The following is a 22,654-nucleotide window of genomic DNA, read 5'->3' as shown; positions in this document are numbered from 1 at the left end:
CCGATAGTTGGACGGAAGACGACGCCGAAATATTAGCGAAAGAGCAATAACTGTTTTGCCATGAGTTAGCGAATAGCAAGCTGATGTCGGGAGAAAAAGCAGTGTCAGTGGGAGTACTCAGTCTCCACAACAGCAAGGAGACGAAGGCTATTTTGAACGCCGTCGAAGCGTTGGGCCACGATCCGGTCTGGCTCCGGCGGGAGAACACGTCCGTCGAGATACGGGACGGTCGTGTCGTGCTCGAACCGGATGTGGACGTCATCGCGAATCGGTTGTTGTTGTCGAAGACGGAGAACCCCGAGGAACTCCTCGGGCTTGCGAACCTGTACGAAAGCCTCGTGCCGATGCTGAACCCGCCGATGTCGGTCCTACAGGCCACTCACAAGTTCTCGGCGGCCGTCCGGTTGGCGGACAAGGGGATTTCGGTTCCCGACGCTATCTTCGCGCTCTCCACGGATCGGCTCAACGAGATCGGCAAGACGTACGGGACCGAGGCGGTGTACAAAACCGCCATCGGGACCCACGGCGGTGGAACGTGGAAGGTGAATTTGAACACGCCCATCAGTTCACGGGTCGGGAAGCGACAGGCGTTCATCCAACAGCTCATCGAACAGGACGGCGACGGTCCGCACAGCGACCTGCGCGTCTACGTGGTCGGGGATTCCGTCCTCGGCGGGATGATCCGGTCGGCCCCGGACGAGGAGTGGCGGACGAACGTCGCGCTCGGCGGCGACGTGACGGCGGCAGGGGACGTCCTCACGGACGAAATCGTCCAAATCGCCCTGGATTCGGCCCACGCCCTCGGGCTGGACTACGCTGGGGTAGATCTCATCCGGGACGAGGACGAGTGGTACGTGCTCGAAGTCAACCCGACGGCGGGGTTCAAAGGGTTCTTCCGAGCCACGGGCCACAGTCCGGCACCGCACATCGCACGCGCCGCCATCGAAGCGGGCGGCGGGGGCGTCGAGGAGGGCCGCGTTACGGAACTGACGACGACGCTCGACGATTCGGTTCCCGACTGCAAACCGGCGACGGGTAGCCAACGACTGTCGGACCAGCCCACCATCGGCTACACCACCGAGGTCGTCGTCAGCGGGACGACGGGGTCGCGCACCGTCGTCGCCAAGTCCGACACGGGCGCGAGCCGAACCAGTATCGACACCGGAATCGCGGCCGACGTGGGCGCGGGACCGATTCGGCGAATCTCGCGGGTGCGCTCCGGAAGCTCGAAATCGAGCCGAACCCGACCGGTCGTGGACGTGGTTATCGGCATCGCCGGAAACCACTACACGGTTTCCGCGAACGTCGAGGACAGGAGCCACATGAACAATCCCGTCCTGCTGGGCCGCGACATCCTCGAACACTACCAAGTGGACATCAGCAAGCGAGTGGACGAGACGGAGGGCGGCACCGTCGAGGAGTGAGTGTCAGATTCTTACTGTCCCCAATGGGGGCACATCCCGTCGAGGAGGAGTCACCGTCTCACGGGCCGAATTCTACTGTATTGGAATCGTGGTTGCAGTCAAATACTCGATCCGACACTATCTGCCACCCTCCCCGACCTTTATCCCGGAATGTGACCCACATCCAGTATGGAACGGTACGATGCTCTCTATCGGCTCTACGACGAATTCGACGCGAAGACCCTTCGAGCGTATCAGGATTTCGTGGACGTATTCCCGCCGGTCGACTCCCGCGTTGCGCTGGAGCACTGGCAGTCGGCGAGCGACGAACTGGAACGGCGAAAGGACGAGGTTCGAGACGGGTTCGACGCGGGCGAAACCTACGCGGACGTAGCGGCCCACGCGACCCGCGACCAGGCGTTCACCGCGCTCGACCTCTACTCCAAGTACGGCCGGTCGGTGAACGCGCTCGTGTTGGACGTGGACGAGACGCTCCGGTCGGCGGGCGGGACGGACAACGAGATTCCGCGCGAGACGCTGAACCTGCTCACCGAATTCCACGAGAAGGGCGTGCCCATCGTCGTCTGTACGGGCCAGACGCTGGAGAACGTGAAGGGGTTCGCCATACAGGGACTCGGCAACGAAATCGTCCACTCCGGCACGGTAAGTATCGTCTACGAGGCAGGAACTGGCGTGTTCACGCCCGGCCACGGCGCGGAGACGAAGCGACTGCTGTTCGAGGAGTTGGACGACGAGATTCGAACCGTCTTCGACACGGTGCGCTCGGAGGTGCTCTCCTCGGCACCCGACGAACTCCGGCGGTGCACCCACCTGCAGGGCAACGAGTTCAACATCACGATGAAGCCGAACTTCGAGACGGGGAGTTCGCGGGCGGTCGAAGTCATCGACCGCGCGCTCGTCTATCAAATCGACTTGCTCGGCGAGACGGTGGTCGGGGATGGCGAAGACGGAAGCGAATGGGCGCGGGCGTATTACGCCGACAGCGACCCCGAAATCCGCGGCGTCCTCGAAGCGGCGGACGGGATGCCCAAGACGGACGTTTCGGAGATTCCGGCGGACGTGCGGGACACCTTCGACAGGATCGACGTGGCGTACTACGAGGGTGACGCCGCCGAAATCGGCAGTCGGGAGTTGAACAAGGTGGTCGGCGTGGAGGCCGCGCTGGACGTCCTCGGCGTGGACGAACCGTTCACCCTCGTGATGGGCGACAGCAAGAGCGACCTCCGCGTGATGCAGTGGGTCGACGAGAACGACTGCGGCATCGGTGCCGCGCCGGAACACGCCTCGCGCGACGTGTTGAACCACGTCATTCAGACGGACGAACTCGTCTTCGACCGCGGGAAGGCGGGCGACGTGCTCCGGACGGTGTACGCGTTGAACCGTCTGGCGAGACTGGGATAGCCGACGTTTGCAGGTGCAAGCACAGCGCGTTTTCGTCCGGCGTTCGAAGTACCGAACATGGAAGAATGCCCAGTGTGCGGTACGGAACTGTACGTTGATCGGGAGACGGAGTTCGTGGCGCGCCATCTCGGCCGACAGTATCGGTTCTGCTCGGACGACCATCGAACGCAGTTCGAGGAAGCGCCGGGCGAGTACGTCTGATATCGCTACTATTTCGTCACGAAAATGCGAGGGAAGTAGAGCGTAGCGACTGTCGGGTGTGAAAAGTGTGAAAAGTGTGAAAATCGAGGGAAAGGTCCGTTCGTTCGGAAGGAACCGAGGTAGAGGTCGTGGGAACCGTCGTCAGGCGTGAACCTGTACGCGGACGGTTTCGCCCGGTTCGACGGGACTGCGGACCGAGAGCGGTTCGTGGTCGGACTCTCGGAAGAGGCAGGTGTCCGAGCGGAGGCCGAGTCCGTCCATGATTCCGGCGCGGACCTGCGGGCCGTAACGCTCGCCGAGTTTGTCGACGACGTCCGCGACGGTTGCCTCGTCGGGGACTGCCACGCGTGCGTCACGAGTCCCGGTGCGCGCCACCATCGGTCCGGTAAGCTTAACTGTGACGTTCATACTCACACATTGTCCCCCCTGCAACAAAAAGTTTACTCAGTCTCGAAAAACAGCTCTCGGGTGAATTTTACTCGTTCCCGGAAAAGAACCCTGCCGAGACGAAATCGCTTATCAGGTCGGAGGACAAGCGTCCGAGTATGTCGCACGCACCAGAACCGGGGACGGACGACCCGCTTTCGCTGCACGGCGTCGTTCCGCCCACGATTACGGCGTTTCACGAGGACGAGTCGGTGAACTACGAAGCCACGGCGGCCCACGCTCAATACGTCGTCGAGGGCGGCGCACACGGCGTCTTCCCGCTCGGGACGAACGGCGAGTTCCCGCTCCTGACCGGCGAGGAAAAGCGCGGCGTCGTCGAAGCGGTCGTCGATGCGGTGGACGACGTTCCCGTCATCGCGGGCGTCGGTGCGCCGAGCACGTACGAAACCATCCAAAACGCGGAACACGCCGAGTCGGTCGGCGCGGACGGACTCGTCGTCATCACGCCGTTCTACTACCCGCTCGACCACGACGGGGCGCTCGAACACTACCGCCGCGTCTGCGAAGCGGTCGATCTGCCGGTGTACATCTACCACATTCCGAGCAAGACCGGCAACTCGCTGTCGCTCGACACGCTCTCGGACCTCGCCGAGATTCCGAACCTCGCCGGACTCAAGGATTCGAGCAAGGACGTTCCGTGGCTCGGACAGGCCATCGACGACAACCCGGACCTCACGTTCCTCTCGGGGTCGGACTCCCTGATCCTGCCGGGACTCCAACTCGGTTGTACCGGAACCGTAAGCGCGGTGGCGAACGCCTTCCCCGAACTGATCGTTTCCCTCTACGACGCCTACGACGAGGGCGACGAGGAACGCGCCCGCGAACTCCAAAGCGATGTGTACGCGATTCGGAGCGCGCTGAAGGGCGGGTCGTACATGGCTGGCGTGAAGACGACGCTCGACCTGCTCGACGTGGACTTCTCGCCCGGTCCGCTCCGGAGTCCGCTCCGGAAGATGAACGACGCCGACCGCGCGACGCTCGAATCGGACCTTAGCGCGCTCGGCGTGCTCTGATTTCCCCCTTTTAAACACTGATTTCCACGAGTAGGCCGCCCTTACCGGGAGAGCGTATAACAGGGGGGCCGTCGTGCGTGGGATTATGCCTCAGTCGCGCGTTCTCGCCGTCGGGTTGGTTCTCCTCTGCATCGTCAGTGTCAGCTACGGCGGATTGCCTGCCGCATCTACTGCGTCCGCCGCATCCACACCACAAACGGCCACGACCGTCGATTCCTGTACGAAGATCACGAAACCGGGAACGTACGTGCTGACGCGCGACGTCCACAACGGGAAGACCGCCATCTCGACCGGTTGTATCGAAATCCGCGCGAACGACGTGGTTCTCGACGGCGAGGGACACACCCTCGACGGATACGGTGTCAGCGACACCAGCGGCGTCCACGTCGATGGGGCGTCGAACGTGACGGTTCGAAACCTCCGAACGCAGGATTGGAATCGCGGGGTGTACGTGGAGGACGCCTCGGACGTGACGGTGCACGACCTCGTCGCCGTGAACAACGCCATCGGAATCGGCGTGACGGGGTCGGACACTCGATTGGTGAACAACACCGTGAGGGGCGACCTCCGCGGCGTCACGCTCGACGATTCGTGGGACGATACGCTGCTCGACAACCGGATCCATCACAATCGCGCCATCGACATCTACGCGCCGGTGGTGCTGGTGCACGGATTCGGGCACCAACTGAACGTCGGCCCGCCGCTCGACCCCGACAAGGACGGACGATACGAGGATCTGACCGGAAACGGAAAGACCGGCGTCTCGGACGCGGTTGCGTTTCCGATCGTTGCCGCCGCGGAGACGAGTGGTCTCGCACACGTGCCAGCACGACAGCAGTCGGCCCTGGACTTCGATGGCGACGGTAACTTCGACCAGACGGACGTGCTGGCCTACGCCGGACTCACGCCCTCCGGATGACTTCCTTCGCCCAATCCGGCCACTCCTTGCGTTCGGTTCCGTGAAACGTGCCGTCGCCGGACATCGATTTGAGTGCGCTCGCGTCCTCCGTGCTCCAGACCGCTCCGTCCTCGTGGAAGACGCCGTTGAGGATGCCACGTTTGCGCTGGCTCAGCATGTAGGCGGGTTTGAGCATGAGCGACCAGAAGAAGTTTCCGACGCCCGACTTACGGATGACGGGGGCGAGCGAGGCGTAATCCGGGCCGCGCTGGGCCACGGAGACCTCCTTTTGACCCCAGCCGAAATTCGCGATGCGTTGCCACTCGGTCAGCCAGACGGGCATGTTGATGCTGTTGCGGAGTTCGTTCGCCTGTTGGAGGACGCCACGGTAGATGTCCGTCGTGTTCGGGTAGTTGTAGTGAAACTGGATCACGTCGATCCCCCAGTCGTAGTAATCGGTGGCGTTCGCAAAGCTCGTCGCGCCGATCGTCAGCGGGACGTCGCCGCGTCGCTCGCGGACGTAGTCGAACATGGCGCGTGCGAACCGCTTCTTCCACGGTCGCCAACCGGGTTCGTTCATCACCTCGATGGCGAGCAGTCGCTCGTCGTCGCGGTAGCGGTTCGTCACCCACTCGGCGAAGCGCTTCGGTTCGTCCCACAGGTCGGGATTCCGCATGACGTGCTTTCCGGGCGACCAAACCGAGGTGCCCGTCCACGGGTCGGTGTCGTAGAGGTTCTTCGGGACCGGCGGACGCCCGACACCCTCGAAGACACCGAGGAGGACCTGGATGCCGTGCTTGTCCGCGGTCGCCAGGAAGTGGTCGAGCGCCCGGCCGAACGATGCGGGGTCGCGTTTCCACGCCTCGTAACTCAACCACGTTCGAATCGCGTTCAGGTTCAGACGGTCGGCAAACCCCATGTCTCGCTCCGTGACCCCACGGTCGTACGTGTTCCACATCTGGAAAGAGTTCATCGCGCGTGAGGGGAGATACATCGCACCACGAACGTCCACAGGAGGGGTCCCGATGTCTGCGACGCATCCGGAAAGCGAGACAGCAGACGCGACACCGGCGAGAAACCCCCGTCTCGTACACCGACGTGTCATGAAATCGCCGACAACGGCCGCACACCTGAAAGTAGTAACCTTTCATCTGACATTTTTCCTCGTTGGCCGTTTGATGGGACGGAAGCCACTTCCGGGAATCGAGCGTCGGAACGCCGCGCGAGCCACGTCGCCGAAAACGTCGTGTCGATATCGGGGATTGGAGTACGTCCCCGTGATAGGGTCACCTCACTGAGTGTTTCCCCCGCTACTCCCGGATTAACCCCTGTATAACCGCATGCAGACGGTGGGGGTTTGGGAACGAGAGCGGACCGACATTGGTGTCTCAACGGACAGGAACGGTGGGACTATCAGGGGGCGTAACCGGTTAACTGGTCAATAGTAAGGGTGAGGAGGGTCGAAGGGATACACGAGATGCCTAATCAGCAGACCGAGCCACGGGTCGTCGGCTACTATCGACGCGGGAGATACGAACTTCGCGCAGAGGATTCGATCCACGCGTGGATCAGTGCGGAGACCCCCGTGGATGTGCTCCAGTAATTACGGACGATACCACGTAAACTTTTACTACCGAAGAAGTACCCGCGGGTATGGGACGCGACTATGCGACACTGCACGACCCCAACGCAGAGTACACGATGCGCAATCTCTCCAGCGAGACGATGGGAACGAAGGCCTCGCGGGGCGATAAGCGCGACATCGAGATAACGGACGTCCAGACGACGATGATCGACGGGAACTTCCCGTGGACGCTCGTCCGCCTGTACACCGACGCGGGAATCGTCGGCACGGGTGAAGCCTACTGGGGTGCCGGTGTTCCCGAACTCATCGAGCGCATGAAGCCGTTCGTCATCGGCGAGAACCCGCTCGACATCGACCGATTGTTCGAACACCTCGTCCAGAAGATGTCCGGCGAGGGTTCCATCGAAGGCGTAACCATTACCGCCATCTCCGGCATCGAGATCGCGCTACACGACCTCGCGGGCAAGATTCTCGACATTCCTGCCTACCAACTGCTCGGCGGCAAGTACCGCGACAAGGTTCGCGTCTACTGTGACTGCCACACCGCGGACGAGGCCGACCCCGAGGCGTGCGCCGACGAAGCCGAACGCGTCGTCGAGGAACTGGGCTACGACGCGCTCAAGTTCGACCTCGACGTGCCGTCCGGGTTCGAAAAGGACCGCGCGAACCGCCACCTGCGACCCGGCGAGATCCGTCACAAAGCCGAGATCGTGGAGACGGTCACCGAGCGCGTGAAGGACCGCGCCGACGTCGCGTTCGACTGTCACTGGACGTTCTCGGCCGGGAGCGCGAAACGACTCGCCAAAGCCATCGAGGACTACGACGTCTGGTGGCTCGAAGACCCCGTCCCACCGGAGAACCTCAAGGTACAGGAAGAGGTCACGAAGTCCACCTCGACGCCCATCACGGTCGGTGAGAACCGCTACCGCGTCACCGAGGAGCGCCGCCTCATCGAGAACCTCGCTGTGGACATCATCGCGCCCGACCTGCCCAAGGTCGGTGGCATGCGCGAAACCCGCAAAATCGCGGACGTCGCCAACCAGTACTACGTCCCCGTCGCCATGCACAACGTCTCCTCGCCCATCGCGACGATGGCGAGCGCGCACGTCGGCACGGCCATCCCGAACTCGCTGGCGGTCGAATACCACTCCTACCAGCTCGGCTGGTGGGAGGACCTCGTGGAGGAGGACGTCATCGAGGACGGCTACATCACGATCCCCGAGAAACCCGGTCTCGGCCTGACGCTCGACATCGACGCCGTCGAGGAGCACATGGTCGAGGGCGAGGAATTGTTCGACGAAGCGTGAGCTTCGTCGAGCCAGCGAATCTCTGATTTGCGTGTTCGACGAAGCGTAAATCTCGTCGAGCCAACAAATCTCTGATTTGCATTGTTCGACGGAACCGAAAGGAAGTATTGGAAAAAGTCGATAATTCTAACTCCCCAATACGTTTGCGTTGGGTCACATTCGACGGCTTGCACGTCGACGGCTGAAAGCTATTTTTCCGTCATGAGATACTTCTCGAAAGGAGAATATCACACGCCGAAGCCGATTCAACTCGAAGAGGGGAGGTATCGAACAAACTTAGAGACATATCCTATAATTGCCAACATTCGAAACCATTTTCACATGAAATTAGTCGAAAACTATATCCAAACGCCATACTTTCGAATATTCCATGCGCGCAACGAATCGGCGTGATTTCCTCAAGGCGACGACCGTCCTCGGCGCGACCCTCGCGGTCGGCGCGGAGTTCGCGGTACAGGCGAAAGGCACCGGTGGCTCGGCCGGTTCGTGGACGACGTTTCGGGGGAACGCGGGGCGAACCGGGGCGACGACCGATAGCGGACCGAACTCGAACGTGGACACGGAGTGGACATTCGATTTGGACGGCGGGATGCACACCGTCGAACCGCTCGTCGCGGACGGGACGATATATCTGGCCGTGACGACGACGAACTCCCCGTCAGGCAGCGAGGGATACGTCGCCGCCTACGACCAACGGGAGGGAGCGACGGTGTGGAAGAAGGACGACATCTCGCGCCCGGGGACGCCGACGCTCGCCGACGGGACCATCTACTTCGAAACGTACGGTTCCGAGGACGCGGAAGCGACCGGGTTCTTCGCCCTCGACAGCAACAACGGCGAGACGAAGTGGCACAAGGAGGACTCCCTCGGGTTCTCGAATCCGATGGTGGTGGACGGGACACTGTTCGCCGAGGTGGCGAACGGCATGGCCCAACTCGACCCCGGAACTGGTGACCAGATCTGGAAGACCGACGGTGCGAACGGGAGCGCATGCTACGCCGATGGAACGCTGTTCTCCGAGATGGGAGTCGCGCTCGACACGAGCGACGGGTCCGTTCTGTGGGACGCGTCGGGCGACGACGACGAACTGCAAGCGGTGGCCGATGGGGTGGTGTACGGCGTCGTCAACGATGGCAAGACGAATCACGCCGTCACGGCGCGGTCGGTGGACGACGGGACGGTTCAGTGGACGACGTCGATCGACTATTCGGACTACTGGTTTCAGGACCGGCTCACGGTCGCGGACGGACGTGTCTACTTCCACGCTGGGGATACGCTGCTGGCGCTCGACGCGAAGAGCGGTGAGACGGTGTGGACACACGAGGCAAACGCCACGCTCTCCGGGGCGGTGACGGTCGCCGACGGGACCCTCTACGCCGGTGGACGGGTCGGCGGCGACGGGGGGAACGCGGTGCTCCTCGCCATCGATGCGGCGTCGGGCGAACAGGATTGGCAGTACGAATTCGGAGGGTGGGATTCCGCGGACACCGGCCCTGCGGCCAACTCGCCTGTCGTCGCCGACGGGAAGGTGTACACCGCGACGTACCCGATGAAATCGACCATCGACTACGAGTACACGAAGTACGGCGACTTCTACGTCCTCGGAAGCGACGGCGAACCGACGACCACGACGACGGAGGAAACGACCACGGATACCACGACCACCGACGAAACAACCACGGATACCACGACCACCGACGAAACAACCACGGATACCACGACCACCGACGGGACCACGACCGAAACCACCACGGATACGGCGACGACGACTGGGGGTTCGACGACCGAAACGACGACATCCACGACGGAAGCGGGGACGACCACGACCGGAACAACGACCACGACCGGAACGGGGACGACGACCGGGACGACCACAGAGGGAAGCCCCGGAACGGGGATGACAAACACGACTGACGCCGCTGGCAGCGGGACGAATACCAGCACGGCGACGAGTACGACCAGTTCGAAGGGACAACCCGGATTCGGCATCCTCACCGGGGTCGGCGGCATCGCCGGTCTGGGTGCGGCGCTCCGTGCCAAGTTCGGCGACGAGGAGTGATTTTTCCCGACCGATTTTTGTCGGCGAGTACGAACCGACGGGCATGCCCGACGAAATCGCGCGCGACGCACCGCGTGAACGACAAACGCTCCACCTTCCGGAGTCGAAACTGGAGTCGCTTCGGGAGTGGGCGCTCGACGGGACGGGGCTGACCGCCGCCGCGCGGGTTCGGGACGCCGACGGACGAATCGCCCTCGTGAAGAACGGGTGGTCGGACGGGTGGATCCTTCCCGGCGGCGGTGTCGAAAGTGGGGAAACGACGGCCGAGGCGGCGAGACGGGAAGTGCGTGAGGAGACGGGATTGAACGCGGCCATCGACGCACCGCTGGTCGTTTTCGAACAATCGTACGTCGCGGCGGAAGACGACGAGGAGTGGTTCACGGCGAAGTACGTCGTGTATGCGGCACGTGCGGACGGTGAGATTCCGGATGCATCCCGATTGGGCGTGGCGGGTGAGGGAATTTCCGCGGCGCGATGGTTCGATAAGGTTCCCGAGAACCTGCACGACGGGGAGTTGCTTCGGGGGTATCTGTGAATCCGAGTCGGGGGAGAGACGGATTTCTATCATTCCTGTACTATACAAATAATTTATATTCTGATGAGGAGTAATCTCTCCTGTTTCTCATGACGCCCTCCCTTCGGCAGTTGGACGACGCGTGGAAGTACGCTATCCTCGGAGGGGTGGCCTCCCTCCCGTTTACCGCGGCTAGCTACTGGCAGACCGGGTCGAAGGTGTCACTCGTATCAGTGTTCGGCGGCGGCATTCTCGCCGGTTACTTCCTAACCCGGAATACGGGAACGCGCGATCACGTCGGAGCGCGCGCCGGACTGATCGGCGGACTTCCGATACTGGTGATGCTGTTCGATATGTTACGGTTCACGTTCGAATCGTCCAACCCGCTGTGGTTCTCGGTCACCGCCGTACTCATGACACTTGCGTTCGCCGTGCTCTCCTTCGGTCTGGCCGCACTGACCGGCGAGTTGGGCGCGATAGTCGGGAGCAAGTTGGCGAAACGGAAGGGTCCACGTCATCGGCCCGCGTAGGGAGTCGACCCGAGGAAGAAGGACAATTTTACACCCGCAACTGCTCGATGGCGGTCGTTTTGAACGCGACGGCGACCGCACCGGCCGAAAACAGCCACACCAGCACGATTTCCGTCGCCGTGGCGTTTCCGTCCGTCAGTCCCGTTCCGAGCAGGAAATGAACCCCGATGGAGAGCAGGAAGACGAGAAAAGCGAAGTGCCAGACACCATCGACGTACAGGTCGGGATTGTACGAGAGCGCGGCGTAGGAGACGACGAGCGCGATGCCCAGCACGCCGACCACCCAAAACTGCTGGGTTCCGAAGCCGAGTGCGGTCGCCAACGGACCGGCGAGCGTCACCAACGCCAAACTCAGCGCGAACGTGGTGCTGAGGATTCGGGAGCCATCGACCATGCCGCGTGTTGCCGGAGGCGTGTGATAAGTATCGCTACATCGACGGAATCTCAACAGATGGGTTTCGGGTCGAGACCCATTCCGGTGAGGGTGTCAGCGTAGTCGTCGTAGGCTATCTGAACGGTTTCGGTCGCGACGTCGAACGCCCGATTCCAGTCGTCGTCGTCCGCACAGCATTCGGCGAGCACGGCCGTGCCGTCCTCGACGTTTTCCCGGGTATCGGCGCGCAGGTCGCGGAAGATATCCGCTCGGCGCTCGTCGGCTTTATTGACGAAGAAGTTCACGACCTGCAGCAGGGTTCGATTTCCGACGAGCGACCGGCCGACCAGTCCGCCCGCCCGCGAGATGTCGTCGTCCAATCCACGGAGATATGCCTGCATCGAGTCGATAGAATCCAGCGGTTCGAATTCGTCCAACTCGGCGACGACGCGCTCGTAGTGGTCCCGTTCCTGGTCCGCCAACCGCTCGAACGTCTCCCGTGCGTCGTCGCTCCCGTCGCCCCATTCGGCGAACGTCTCGGCGGCGCTGCGCTCGCTGTTCGCGGACGCCGTGAGCACCACCTCGGGTTCGAGGTCGGCACCCGTCAGCGCGACCAGCAGTTGTTGTGACCCGAGGCGGTCGAGTTCGGTCGATTTCTCCGCACCCACCCTGTCGGCGAAGTCGTCCGGGTTCATAGCCATCACACGACGACGCCGAGTATAACGTTTGGGCGGCGTGGGATTCACGCGATTCCTTTTGGAGTTGCACGGCGTACGTCCTTCATGGCCGACGCCCTCTCACCGACCGAACTGTACGACCGACTTCAGCGGGGTGAGTCGCTCTCGATACTCGACGTTCGCAACCGCGACGAGTTCGAGGCGTGGCACATCGACGCACCGCGAACGATACAGCGGCCGTACGCCGAATTCATGGGTGCGAAGGTGCGCGGCGAAATTCCGGAACTCGTCGAATCGCTCGACCTCGATTCGGCCGACGAAGACGGACCGGTCGTCGCCGTCTGTCCGCAAGGCGACGCGAGCGAGGGCGTCGCCGAACTGCTCCGCGAGGAGGGACTGGACGTGTTGAACCTCGAAGAAGGGATGGAGGGCTGGGCGAAAGTCCTCGTCGCCCGCGAAATCGACGCCGACAGCGGAACCGTCGTCCAGTACGAACGCCCGTCCAGCGGTTGTCTGTCCTACCTCGTGATTTCGGACGACGAAGCCGCCGTCATCGACCCGTTGCGCGAATTCGCCGACCGATACGTCGCGGACGCGGCCGAGCGGGGTGCGGACCTCCGCTACGCCATCGACACGCACGTCCACGCCGACCACGTCAGCGGGATCCGAGCGGTTGCGGAGCGGAGCGAAGCGACGCCGGTGCTTCCGACGGGAGCGGAGGAACGTGGGCTGGCGTTCGATGCCACGCACGTCACGCTCGTCGCGGACGGTGACAAACTCGAACTCGGGGACGGAACGCTGACCGCGCTCCACGCGCCGGGCCACACCAGCGAGATGACCCTGTTTAGGTTCGACGGCGTTCTGTTCAGCGCCGACACGCTGTTTCTGGACGGCATCGGTCGCCCCGACCTGGAGGCGGGGAGCGACGGCGCGCGCTCGCTCGCCGACTCGCTCTACGCGACGCTCCACGACCGCATCCGTTCGCTGCCGGGAGAGACGCTCGTCGCGCCGGGACACGTTCGCTCGGGGACGCCCCGAGCGAGCGACGGGACGTTCACCGCGCCCCTGTCAGCGGTCCGCGATTCGGTTTCGCTCCTCTCTCTCGACAGGGACGAGTTCGTCGCACGCGTCGCGGACGATCTGCCGCCGCGACCGGCCAACTACGAGGAGATCGTGTCGGTGAATCTCGGGCGAGAAACGGTCGATTCGGAGACCGCGTTCGAACTCGAACTCGGCCCGAACAACTGTGCGGTGTAGGGAAGTTCGTATGAACGTACGGCAACGGGTTCGATGACAGCCCAGAAAGCCCCCGTCAGCTACGAAACGAGACGTGTTTGATGAGTGTGTGAGTGCAGTATGGGCTACACGATACGAACCATCCGCACGGCGCGCGACGCCCTCGTGAACGAAGTTCTCGTGAACGCAGTGAACGAGTGGCTCGTCGGAGCTTGTCTCCGACGGTGGCGCACGCCAGTGCGCCCGCGCGAGGTCTTCGTGAGCCTGCGAACGAATGGCTCGTCGGAGCTTGTCTCCGACGGCGGGTTGAAAGGGGCCGCCCGCTCGCGCACCGCGTGGTCGTCTCGCCGACCTCTCTCGGAGGAGTTCTCGTGAGCGACAGAGGAGCGCACGAGAGCAGGCAAGAGCTTTGCTCTTGCCAAGGCACGAAGTGCCGACGGAGAGATGTCGGTCGAGCGTCACGTGAATGCAGTGAGGGTGACCACGGAAGTCGCAGCCCGCGAACGAATGTGAGCCGGAACGTCTTCCGGAGGACCGCGAGCGGGCGGGGGCTTTCGAGGTAGTCTTCCCAGTAGTTGCAATCGCACAAGAACCAAAATCAAATCAATGTCGTAGCGAGCGAGTGGGGACTTTCGAGGTAGTCTGCTTCTCAGTAACCGCAATCACATACCGACCAAACACGGCTGTTCGGCGTCTACCTCTCACCCGAACCTGCGCTCGTGTTCATCTCGATTCGAAAAGTGCTACACGACAAAACACCGAACAGTGACGAGAACCCCACTCAGATGGTCGCCGCACTGCGGTCCGCGGCGACGAGGTTGACGGCGGCACCGGCCAGTATGATGATACCCGCGAAGTAGAGCCACGTGAGGAAGACGATAATCGTCCCGAGGATTCCGCTGAGTCCGTACTTACTCGCCCCACTGAGGAAGAATTGGAATCCGGCTTGAAGCACCAACCAGCCGAGTGCGGCGAAAATCGTCCCCGGTAGCGCCTCCCGAAACGACATGTCCACCGGCGGGAGGACGTAGTACAGCGGGAAGAAGACGAACACGAGACCCAACAGTAGGACGGCACTGGCGATGGTCCCGATGTGCGGAACGTTCACGAACAGCGACGACCCGAGAACGGCGCCGATGCCGACCATCAACGCGATGCCGAGAACCACCGCGACGAGTGTCACGAGACCTTTCTTTACCTGTTCGACGATACCCGTGTCCGGGAATCGCTGATACACTTCCTCGAAGGAGATAACCAGCCCTCGAAACAGCTTGAGGCTACTCCAAACCAGAAGGATGACACTGATGATGGACGCTCCGGCGCTTCCGGAGGAATTCGTCAGCGTCCGGTCGACGATGGTTGTCCCCTCCTTGGAGAGGAACTGTTTGGAAGCGTCGATGAGCATGGTCGAGAACTCCTTTCCGCCGAGGAGTGTCCCGATGGTCAACGCGAGGATGAGTAGCGGAAAGAGCGAGACGAACGCGTAGTAGGCAAAGCTGGCCGCGAGGAACGTGATATTTCGTTCTTGGACGACATCGATGACCGATCGTGCCGACTCGGTGACGCTCATACAGGGAAATGGATTTCTTACGTAATGTTTGATTCGGCTGTAGAAATGACGAATCGGGAGACGAGACCGTCCCGGCAGAACCGACCGCACCCGAAATCCGTTTGTCATCGCGTTTCGTTTCATGCGTATGGAAATCGATCCGGACGCAGGCGGTTCGCTGTACCGAACGCTGGCGGGGGCGGTGATTCCGCGCCCCATCGCGTGGGTGAGTTCGCGGAGCGCGGACGGCGTGGTGAACCTTGCACCGTACAGTTTCTTCAACGTCGCGAGCGTCGCCCCGCCGATGTTGATGTTCTCGGCCGCGGACGGACAGGACGGTTTGAAGGACACGCCGACAAACATCCAGGAGACCGAGGAGTTCGTCGTCAACATCGTCACCGAATCAGTCGCCGAGGCGATGAACGAGACGAGCGCGACGCTCCCCCACGGGGAGAACGAGTTCGACCACGCCGGACTCACCCGCGCGGAATCGGAGACCGTGAACGCGCCGCGCGTCGCCGAATCGCCGGTCTCGTTCGAGTGTTCGCTGCACGAGATGGTGGACCTCGGCGCGTCCACGATGGTGCTCGGAAAGGTCGAGTGGGTGCACGTGGACGACGACGTGACGACCGACGGGAAACTCGACGTGAACAAGATCGACGCCGTCGGTCGCCTTTCGGGAAGCCTCTACACCCACACGGGTGACCGATTTTCGATGGAACGGCCGCCATGAGCGAGGGGGACGCGGTCGAGCGAACCGACGAACCGGTGACGTGTGAGAGATTGGAAGCCGACCTGCGGGAACTCGGCTTGTCGGCGGGGGACACGGTGCTCGTCCACGCGTCGCTCTCGGCGCTCGGGTGGGTTCCCGGCGGTGCACCGGCCGTCGTGGACGCGCTGATGGGCGTCGTCACGGCGACTGGGACGCTCGCCATGCCCGCTCACTCCTCACAGCTGTCGGACCCGATCCACTGGGAGAACCCGCCCGTTCCCGACGACTGGGTGGAGACGGTCAAGGAAACGTCGCCGCCGTTCCGGCCGGAACTCACGCCGACGCGCGGCATCGGTGCCATCGCGGACTGCTTCCGGGATTATCCCGGCGTCCGCCGAAGCGCCCATCCCGTCTCGTCGTTCGCGGCGTGGGGCGCGGACGCCGATTTCGTGGTCGAGAATCACGCCTACGACTCGTCGCTCGGCGAGGAGTCACCGCTGGCGCGGCTCTTCGACCTCGACGCGCGGGTCCTCCGGCTAGGCGTGGATGCGAACACGTCGCTCCATCTGGCGGAGTATCGGGCAGAGTACGACGGCAAGTCGTACGAGCAAAACGGCGGACCGGTGCTGGAAAACGGCGAGCGTCGATGGGTGACGTACGAGGAACCCGAAAGCGAGGACGACTTCCGGGAAATCGAAGCGGCGTTCGAAGAGGACCATTCGGTGCGGCGCGGACGCGTCGGCGAAGCCGACGCGACGCTCCTCTCACAGCGGGAACTGGTCGAGTTCGGGACGAAATGGATATCGGAGAACAGATAGCTCAGTCGTCGGCCGCGGCGGCTTCGTCCATCGCGTCGGCGTCGGCTTCGATGCTCGGGGGATATTTTCCACGGTCGAGTTTCAGGTCGCTTCGCGGTCGGGCCATGCAGGTGAGCGCGTAGCGTTCGGCCTCTTCTTCGGTCAGGCCGCGAGCGGCGGGTTGGGTGACCTCCCCTTCGATGATTTCGGCCGAGCAGGCGAGACACATGCCGACGCGGCAGGAGTACTCCTGTGCGATGCCCTCCTCGATGCAGGCCTTGAGGATGGTCTGTTTGTCCGAAACTTCGATGGATTCACCGGTCCCGACGAACTCGACGGTGTACTCGGTCATACCTCGGCGTACGGAACAACTCGGCAAAACTCTTTATGGACGTCGCCGGACATTTTAGTCGTGGAAGATGCGACACAATAGGGGATAAAGAGTTTTCTCGTTGCCCTCTCGTAGCGACACACATGAGCGAACAATTTGATATGGTCGTTGTCGGTGCGGGAACGTCGGGGTGTTACGCCGCGGCGACCGTCGCGCGTGAGGGGTTCGATGTAGCCGTCATCGAGCGGAAGAACGAGGAAGAAGCGGGCCACATCGCGTGTGGTGACGCGTTGAAGGGGGCGGACGCCTTCCCGGAGGCGATTCCCAAGGAGCGAATCGAACCGGCGTTCACCAACACCGGCGTGGACCACGGTCGGTTCGAGATTCCGCAGGAGGACACGGTGCTCGAAATCCCCGTTCCCGGTGAACTCGCCGTCATCGACCGCTGGAAGTACGGACGGCTCATCATCGAGGGGGCGAAGGCGGCCGGTACCGAGTTCCACTACGACACGGTCGTGCAGGACGTGACGCAGGAGAACGACGGACGCGTCACGGGCGTTCGTGCCAAGAAGAACGGCGACGTCATCGAGTACGAATCCGACATCGTCATCGACGCCGCCGGATCGATGTCGCTGTTGCAGGACAAGACGGACTTTTCGGGGGCGACGTTCGACACGAACGTCTCCTACTCGCAGTTCTGTTCGGCCTACCGCGAAATCGTGCACGTCGAGGAGCCGGTCGAGTGGGACGACGCGCTCGTCTTCAAGCCGACCGACCGCGCCGCGGGGTACCTGTGGTACTTCCCGCGCACCAGCACGGAGATCAACGCCGGTCTCGGCTTCCAGATGAACGAGGAGCCGATGGAGCTCGTCGACGACCTGAAGCACGACCTCCGAAACCGACCGGAGTTCGAGGGTGCGACCGTCACGGACAAGCTCGGGGCGGCGCTGCCGACCCGACGACCGTACGATTCGGCGACCGCCCACGGTTATATGGCCGTCGGCGACGCCGCAGGGCACGTCAACCCGACCACGGGCGGCGGCATCGCGGGTGCGGCCTACGCGGGCAAGTACGCGGGTGAGCAGGCCATCGAGGCCATCGAAACCGGCGATACGAGCGAGCACGCCCTCTGGGAGTACAACCGGAAGGTCATGGACCATTTCGGCGCGCGCTACGCCGGTCTCGACATCTACAACATCTTCACGACCGCGGTGGACGTGGACGACCTGATGGGGATGCTCGGCGCGCTCCCCGCGGAGAAACTCTCGGAAGCGCTGTACTCGGGCAGTGCCAGTATCGGGACGAAGCTCAAACTCCAGACCGCGCTCGATGCGCGCAACCACTGGCGACTCGTCTACGACCTCTACAAGACGAAGCGGTTGGCCGACAAACTCCTCGACCACTACGAACACTACCCGACCGACCCGCGCGGCCTCGCGGCGTGGCAGGACGTTCGTGACGACCTGATGGACGACGTGTACGCGACGACCGGCGCGGTGCCGAAATACTGAATCCGGGTGGAAGCGGTCTTTTTCGTTCGACGAACGCCGACCGAAGTCGGTTCGATTACGGGAACATCGAGCGTCGGGAGGATGGGGAACGGGAATGATATGGTATTACATATCACAGTTAGAGTCGTGAAGAAGGAACGGGAACCAGCGGGCGCAAAAAAAAACGAAGACGGGCTACTCTATCTCGCGAATAGTGATTTCTCCGTAACTCTGTACGGTAACCTCGTAGTCGAGGATGGTGAAGATGACTTTTCCACCCATACGTGGAGAGCCGTCGTGTTTGTCGCTAAATAGGTTGTCGAGTGCGTCAGGGTCGATCACGTCGTATAGCGGTACGCCGATCTCCGCTGGATCGACACCGGCAACGTCGGCGAGTGCCATGACCACCGCCGTGCTTAGTTGCTCCCCGTCCGCATAGCTGGTGTATCGGTTCGGTTGTGCTGTACTCGTGATGACGGCACCGTCGTTACTGTCGTTGATGTTCCCGTTCATAGGTGTGTACCTCTCGAACACTGCAACACTCGTTCGAATCATTCAGAGGGTTGTGACGGGTGCATATAAAAATTACCGTGTTCTTTTGAAACTGTTGGAATTATATTATCAATTGCTGTCTAACAGGTCTCGGGCATAGGCGCGGTCGTGATTGATTGCCCGTTGATGACCACCTATGGTCGTTGCTGTGCGATTTCGAGGACGGATGTCGAAAGTAGATCGACCCCGATTCCGAGGCTGTCCTCGTCCACGTCGAACGTCGCGGTGTGGTGGCCGCCCGGGTGATCCGTTCCGACGCCGACGTACGCCGCGAGACCGCCGTTGTCCTGAACCTCCTGCATCAGATACGTGGCGTCCTCGCTGCCGCCGAGCGTATCGCGCCGGATCGGGTTATCGACGCCAGTCGTGTTCAGGGAGACGTCGTGGATGATGTCGACCAATCCGTCATCGCTCACGGCGCTCGGCGCTTCACCCTCAGAGCTCAGTTCGACCGAACAGCCGTGCATCGCCGCCGCGTTTTCGAGGACACGGACGGCACGTTCCTTCATGTAGTCCTTGAGTTCGGTCGTCTCGCCCCGCACCTCGCCGTCGATGAAGGCCCCCTCCGGGATGATGTTCGTCGCGGTGCCGCCGCCGACCTGTCCCGCGTTGATCCGCGTCGGGCCGTCCTCGTGGCGCGGAATGGCGTAGAGGTTCTGAACGGCGGTCGCCATCGCCTGGATCGCGTTCTCGCCCGCGTTCGGTTGGCCGCCAGCGTGGGCCGGTTGGCCGGTGAACTCCGCGAGGAAGTGATCCACCGCGAGGAAACCGCCCACACCCGCGACGACTTCGCCGGTCGGGTGATCGAGGCCGATGTGCACCGCCAGCAGGTAGTCCACGTCGTCCAAATGGCCGCTCTTCGCCATCGGTTTCGCCCCGGCGACCATCTCCTCACCCGGTTGGAAGAAGACCTTGAACGTCCCCTCGAAATCGCTGTCCTTGATCGCCTCCAGTACACCGATTCCCATCGTGATGTGCGAATCGTGCCCGCAGGCGTGCATCGCGCCCGGGTGCTCCGAGCGGAAGCCTTCGGCGGCAGGAACGTGGTCGTCGTCCGTCGATTCCTCGCGAATCAGGCCGTCGATGTCCACGCGCAGGGCGACCGTGGGTCCCTCGCCCCGTTCGAGGACGGCGACCGCGCCCGTGTTGCCGCCTTCGAGCCGTTCGAGAACGTCCTCGCGTGCCCCCGCCGCACGAGCCTGTTCGTACCACGTTTCGAGTTCGTCGTCGTCCGGGACGGCCATACGCTCCTCCTGAGCGAGTACCTCCGGCCCGACGTACAACTCGTCCACGCCGATTGATTCGAGTTCCTCGACGATCCGTGCGGTGGTGTAGAACTCGCGCCACGCCGGTTCGGGGTGGCGGTGAAGGTCGCGTCGGAGCGAGACGAGTCGGTCGCGGTGTTCCTGTTGACTCATAGCATGGGCCACGATTGCGGGGGTATTAAACACTCGAAAAGCGGCCAGGAGAACGTGTCGGAACCCCTCATATTATTGTTTGAGATCACGAATATTGCGGTATGAAACGGGTCCCCCAAGCCGTCCGGAAAGTCGTCTCCAGAATAACACGACCGTTCACGATTTCCGCCTGACGTCGCGACGTCTGCCAATTGTTACCGACTACATTTATACTACCCCGGTCGCTTGTCACAGGATGTCAGAGGGAAATACGAATGAGTACGCCAAGCGACGAGCGTGACGAAGAAGTCGAAGAAGAGTTAGCGCAAGCAGAACACGCACGACACGAATCCCGCATCGAGTTCTACGGCGGGACGGCGATGAGCGCGCTCCCCATCGGATTGTTCATCGTCTGGGCCGTGTTCCAGAGCGGGTTTCTCGGTATCGGAGACACATCGGGACTCGTCATCGGGATGCTCGTCTCGCTCATCGTCGGGATGTTCTTCGCGAAGGGCGACTGGAAGACGTACGCCAACACCATCTTCGAGGGGATGACCCAGCGCGTGGCCGCGACGGCCATCGTCGCGTGGCTCTGGGCCGGGATGTTCGCCCAAGTGTTACAGGACGGCAAGTTCGTCCAGGGACTCGTCTGGGCCGCCGAGACGCTACACGTCGGCGCGTCGCTGTTTCCGGCGGCGACCTTCATCCTCGCGGCGCTGTTGGCGACGGGCATCGGGACGGGATACGGGACGACCATCGCGTTCTCGGGGCTGTTCTTCCCCGCAGGACTCGTGGTCGGTGCCAACCCGGTGTTGCTGTTCGGCGCAATCCTGTCCGGCGCGGTGTTCGGCGACAACCTCGCCCCGGTCAGCGACACGACCATCGTCAGCGCGGTGACGCAGGACTCGGACATCGGCGGCGTCGTCGCCTCCCGCTTCAAGTACGCGCTCACCGCGGCGCTGCTCGCGCTCGTCGGGTACGTCATCGCCGGAATGATGATGGAGGGTGCGAACATCTCGGGGAACGTCTCGTTGAACAGCAACCCGGTCGGCCTCATCCACCTGGTCTCGATGGGCATCGTCATCGTGACGGCCATCTCTGGCCGCCACATCGTCGAGGCGATTTCGTGGGGACTCGTGTTCGCGGTCGTCATCAACGTCGTCACCGGTCTCGCGCCGGTTCAGAAGATGTTGGTGTTCTACGCGCCGAACAACGGCCCGCTGGCTAGTACCTTCGGGTTCCTACCGTTCGTTCAAACGGTCGCCGTGAACGCGGACAACGCGGGCACGGTCGGCGGAAGCCTCTACAGCGGCGCGTCAGGTTTCTTCCCGCTCATCGTATTGACCCTGCTCATCGTCGCGGGGGCACAGATCATGATCCGGGGCGGCGGCTTCGAGGCGCTCCAGAACTGGCTGTTGAACACCGTTGCGACCAACGTTCGGCGCGCCGAGACGACCATGGTGCTCGGGACGGCGAGCGTCAACGCCATGATCACCATCAACACCGCCGCCGAAATCGCCATCGCGCCGTACGTCGCCCGCATCGGGCAGCGGTTCAACATCAACGGCTACCGTCGCGCCAACATCCTCGACGCCAACAGCTCCGCCATGGGTTACATCTTCCCGTGGGGCGGCGGCGTCTTGGTCGGCTACGCGACGATGGTTCAACTCGTGGGCAGCGACCAGTTCGGTTGGTTCACGCGGTCGATGGTCGTCAGCCCCGCACACGTCTGGCCGTTCGTCTTCCAAGGCTGGTTCCTGTTCGCCGTGTTCCTCTTCTCGGCGCTCACCGGGTTCGGCCTCGAATACGTTTCCGACCGCCGTTCCGAGGAGGTGGCGCGGGTATGAGCCTCCTCGACAAGTATCTCGCGGGCTGGTCGTTCCGGACGAGCACCCCGACGTTCGAGGTCGGCGAGGAGATAGACGTCTACCTCACCGGTCAGCGCAACGGAACCGCGACAGCCCGAGTCGGCGACACCATCCTCCGAGTGGAGGGGGCACCACCGGGCAAGGTCGACGACCGCGTTCGACTTCGCGTCGAGGAGTTCGACGCGAACGAGCACCGAGGACGGGCGACGTTCGTCGAAACCATCGACGGGGAGTGAATCGACTCGGTTACGTCGAGGTAACCCCGTAACCGAGCGCTTACGGCCGGTTTATGC

At 62.6% G+C, this 22,654-nt stretch carries 25 protein-coding genes; 17 read left to right on the top strand and 8 right to left on the bottom strand.

Annotated elements, in window-relative coordinates:
* The first annotated feature begins 83 nt into the window (after positions 1-83).
* The 3 genes from NKF26_RS09225 (at position 84) to NKF26_RS09215 (ending at position 3,026) form a co-directional block, all read left to right on the top strand.
* Positions 84-1,424, top strand: a complete 1,341-nt coding sequence (locus NKF26_RS09225) for a RimK/LysX family protein (protein ID WP_253226539.1) — start codon at positions 84-86, stop codon at positions 1,422-1,424.
* A gap of 168 nt (positions 1,425-1,592) precedes the next feature.
* Positions 1,593-2,825, top strand: coding sequence for an HAD hydrolase family protein (locus tag NKF26_RS09220; protein WP_253234204.1), 1,233 nt, complete (start codon positions 1,593-1,595; stop codon positions 2,823-2,825).
* A gap of 57 nt (positions 2,826-2,882) precedes the next feature.
* A complete protein-coding gene (locus tag NKF26_RS09215; RefSeq protein ID WP_253226541.1) occupies positions 2,883-3,026 on the top strand; it encodes a hypothetical protein in 144 nt (47 codons plus the stop codon).
* 141 nt (positions 3,027-3,167) lie between these two features.
* On the opposite strand, the gene NKF26_RS09210 is transcribed toward NKF26_RS09215, so the two are convergent.
* On the bottom strand, positions 3,168-3,434 hold the full coding sequence (locus tag NKF26_RS09210) for a MoaD/ThiS family protein (RefSeq protein ID WP_066143953.1): 267 nt from the start codon (positions 3,432-3,434) through the stop codon (positions 3,168-3,170).
* 137 nt (positions 3,435-3,571) lie between these two features.
* Here NKF26_RS09210 and NKF26_RS09205 point away from each other — a divergent pair, with 137 nt between their 5' ends.
* Together NKF26_RS09205 and NKF26_RS09200 are read left to right on the top strand one after the other, a co-directional pair.
* Positions 3,572-4,486, top strand: a complete 915-nt coding sequence (locus tag NKF26_RS09205; protein WP_253234203.1) for a dihydrodipicolinate synthase family protein — start codon at positions 3,572-3,574, stop codon at positions 4,484-4,486.
* Between the two features lie 85 nt (positions 4,487-4,571).
* On the top strand, positions 4,572-5,405 hold the full coding sequence (locus NKF26_RS09200) for a NosD domain-containing protein (RefSeq protein WP_253234202.1): 834 nt from the start codon (positions 4,572-4,574) through the stop codon (positions 5,403-5,405).
* On the opposite strand, the gene NKF26_RS09195 is transcribed toward NKF26_RS09200, so the two are convergent.
* Positions 5,389-6,378 carry a cellulase family glycosylhydrolase gene (locus tag NKF26_RS09195; protein ID WP_253234201.1) on the bottom strand — a complete coding sequence of 330 codons (990 nt, stop codon included), beginning with the start codon at positions 6,376-6,378 and terminating at the stop codon, positions 5,389-5,391. The genes NKF26_RS09200 and NKF26_RS09195 overlap by 17 nt on opposite strands.
* A 483-nt stretch (positions 6,379-6,861) precedes the next feature.
* Between NKF26_RS09195 and NKF26_RS24090 the strand changes: the two genes are divergently transcribed.
* The 5 genes from NKF26_RS24090 to NKF26_RS09175 all read left to right on the top strand — a co-directional run bounded on the left by NKF26_RS24090 (position 6,862) and on the right by NKF26_RS09175 (position 11,379).
* Positions 6,862-6,987: a hypothetical protein gene (locus NKF26_RS24090; protein ID WP_256486879.1), complete on the top strand. Its 126-nt coding sequence runs from the start codon at positions 6,862-6,864 to the stop codon at positions 6,985-6,987.
* 50 nt (positions 6,988-7,037) lie between these two features.
* Positions 7,038-8,276 carry a mandelate racemase/muconate lactonizing enzyme family protein gene (locus tag NKF26_RS09190; RefSeq protein WP_253226545.1) on the top strand — a complete coding sequence of 413 codons (1,239 nt, stop codon included), beginning with the start codon at positions 7,038-7,040 and terminating at the stop codon, positions 8,274-8,276.
* A 370-nt stretch (positions 8,277-8,646) separates the two neighbouring features.
* Complete coding sequence (locus NKF26_RS09185; protein WP_253234200.1) at positions 8,647-10,335, top strand: PQQ-binding-like beta-propeller repeat protein; 1,689 nt, start codon at positions 8,647-8,649, stop codon at positions 10,333-10,335.
* A 43-nt stretch (positions 10,336-10,378) separates the two neighbouring features.
* A complete protein-coding gene (locus tag NKF26_RS09180) occupies positions 10,379-10,870 on the top strand; it encodes an NUDIX hydrolase (RefSeq protein WP_253226547.1) in 492 nt (163 codons plus the stop codon).
* Between the two features lie 89 nt (positions 10,871-10,959).
* On the top strand, positions 10,960-11,379 hold the full coding sequence (locus tag NKF26_RS09175) for a DUF5518 domain-containing protein (RefSeq protein WP_253226548.1): 420 nt from the start codon (positions 10,960-10,962) through the stop codon (positions 11,377-11,379).
* A 28-nt stretch (positions 11,380-11,407) separates the two neighbouring features.
* On the opposite strand, the gene NKF26_RS09170 is transcribed toward NKF26_RS09175, so the two are convergent.
* On the bottom strand, positions 11,408-11,773 hold the full coding sequence (locus NKF26_RS09170; RefSeq protein ID WP_253226549.1) for a hypothetical protein: 366 nt from the start codon (positions 11,771-11,773) through the stop codon (positions 11,408-11,410).
* A gap of 50 nt (positions 11,774-11,823) precedes the next feature.
* Complete coding sequence (locus NKF26_RS09165) at positions 11,824-12,447, bottom strand: rubrerythrin family protein (protein ID WP_253226550.1); 624 nt, start codon at positions 12,445-12,447, stop codon at positions 11,824-11,826.
* 87 nt (positions 12,448-12,534) lie between these two features.
* Here NKF26_RS09165 and NKF26_RS09160 point away from each other — a divergent pair, with 87 nt between their 5' ends.
* Together NKF26_RS09160 and NKF26_RS09155 are read left to right on the top strand one after the other, a co-directional pair.
* Complete coding sequence (locus NKF26_RS09160; RefSeq protein ID WP_253234199.1) at positions 12,535-13,686, top strand: MBL fold metallo-hydrolase; 1,152 nt, start codon at positions 12,535-12,537, stop codon at positions 13,684-13,686.
* Positions 13,687-13,785: 99 nt separating this feature from the next.
* The gene (locus NKF26_RS09155; protein ID WP_253234198.1) at positions 13,786-14,040 is read left to right on the top strand and encodes a hypothetical protein; all 255 of its coding nucleotides are present in this window, start codon (positions 13,786-13,788) and stop codon (positions 14,038-14,040) included.
* A gap of 406 nt (positions 14,041-14,446) precedes the next feature.
* On the opposite strand, the gene NKF26_RS09150 is transcribed toward NKF26_RS09155, so the two are convergent.
* The gene (locus NKF26_RS09150) at positions 14,447-15,235 is read right to left on the bottom strand and encodes a YihY/virulence factor BrkB family protein (RefSeq protein ID WP_253226553.1); all 789 of its coding nucleotides are present in this window, start codon (positions 15,233-15,235) and stop codon (positions 14,447-14,449) included.
* 127 nt (positions 15,236-15,362) lie between these two features.
* Between NKF26_RS09150 and NKF26_RS09145 the strand changes: the two genes are divergently transcribed.
* Both NKF26_RS09145 and NKF26_RS09140 read left to right on the top strand, forming a co-directional pair.
* On the top strand, positions 15,363-15,947 hold the full coding sequence (locus NKF26_RS09145) for a flavin reductase family protein (protein ID WP_253226554.1): 585 nt from the start codon (positions 15,363-15,365) through the stop codon (positions 15,945-15,947).
* Complete coding sequence (locus NKF26_RS09140; protein ID WP_253226555.1) at positions 15,944-16,744, top strand: aminoglycoside N(3)-acetyltransferase; 801 nt, start codon at positions 15,944-15,946, stop codon at positions 16,742-16,744. The genes NKF26_RS09145 and NKF26_RS09140 overlap by 4 nt, the downstream gene beginning before the upstream one ends.
* 1 nt (position 16,745) lies before the next feature.
* Here the strand turns inward: NKF26_RS09140 and NKF26_RS09135 are convergent, their stop codons facing one another.
* Positions 16,746-17,075 carry a 2Fe-2S iron-sulfur cluster-binding protein gene (locus NKF26_RS09135; protein WP_066143980.1) on the bottom strand — a complete coding sequence of 110 codons (330 nt, stop codon included), beginning with the start codon at positions 17,073-17,075 and terminating at the stop codon, positions 16,746-16,748.
* A gap of 122 nt (positions 17,076-17,197) precedes the next feature.
* Between NKF26_RS09135 and NKF26_RS09130 the strand changes: the two genes are divergently transcribed.
* Positions 17,198-18,565, top strand: coding sequence for a geranylgeranyl reductase family protein (locus NKF26_RS09130; protein ID WP_253226556.1), 1,368 nt, complete (start codon positions 17,198-17,200; stop codon positions 18,563-18,565).
* A 174-nt stretch (positions 18,566-18,739) separates the two neighbouring features.
* On the opposite strand, the gene NKF26_RS09125 is transcribed toward NKF26_RS09130, so the two are convergent.
* Together NKF26_RS09125 and NKF26_RS09120 are read right to left on the bottom strand one after the other, a co-directional pair.
* Positions 18,740-19,057, bottom strand: coding sequence for a HalOD1 output domain-containing protein (locus tag NKF26_RS09125; RefSeq protein WP_253226557.1), 318 nt, complete (start codon positions 19,055-19,057; stop codon positions 18,740-18,742).
* Positions 19,058-19,230: 173 nt separating this feature from the next.
* Complete coding sequence (locus tag NKF26_RS09120) at positions 19,231-20,514, bottom strand: amidohydrolase (protein WP_253226558.1); 1,284 nt, start codon at positions 20,512-20,514, stop codon at positions 19,231-19,233.
* 359 nt (positions 20,515-20,873) lie between these two features.
* Here NKF26_RS09120 and NKF26_RS09115 point away from each other — a divergent pair, with 359 nt between their 5' ends.
* Positions 20,874-22,340 carry a Na+/H+ antiporter NhaC family protein gene (locus tag NKF26_RS09115; protein ID WP_369682135.1) on the top strand — a complete coding sequence of 489 codons (1,467 nt, stop codon included), beginning with the start codon at positions 20,874-20,876 and terminating at the stop codon, positions 22,338-22,340.
* Positions 22,337-22,597 (top strand): hypothetical protein, encoded by a 261-nt coding sequence (locus tag NKF26_RS09110; RefSeq protein WP_253226560.1) that lies wholly within the window; start codon positions 22,337-22,339, stop codon positions 22,595-22,597. The genes NKF26_RS09115 and NKF26_RS09110 overlap by 4 nt, the downstream gene beginning before the upstream one ends.
* Positions 22,598-22,654 lie beyond the last annotated feature (57 nt).

This window comes from Haladaptatus sp. AB618 (assembly GCF_024136965.1).
Lineage (GTDB): Archaea > Halobacteriota > Halobacteria > Halobacteriales > Haladaptataceae > Haladaptatus.
The sequence above is the reverse complement of the archived record's forward strand: the minus strand, read 5'-3'. Positions and strand labels throughout refer to the sequence as shown.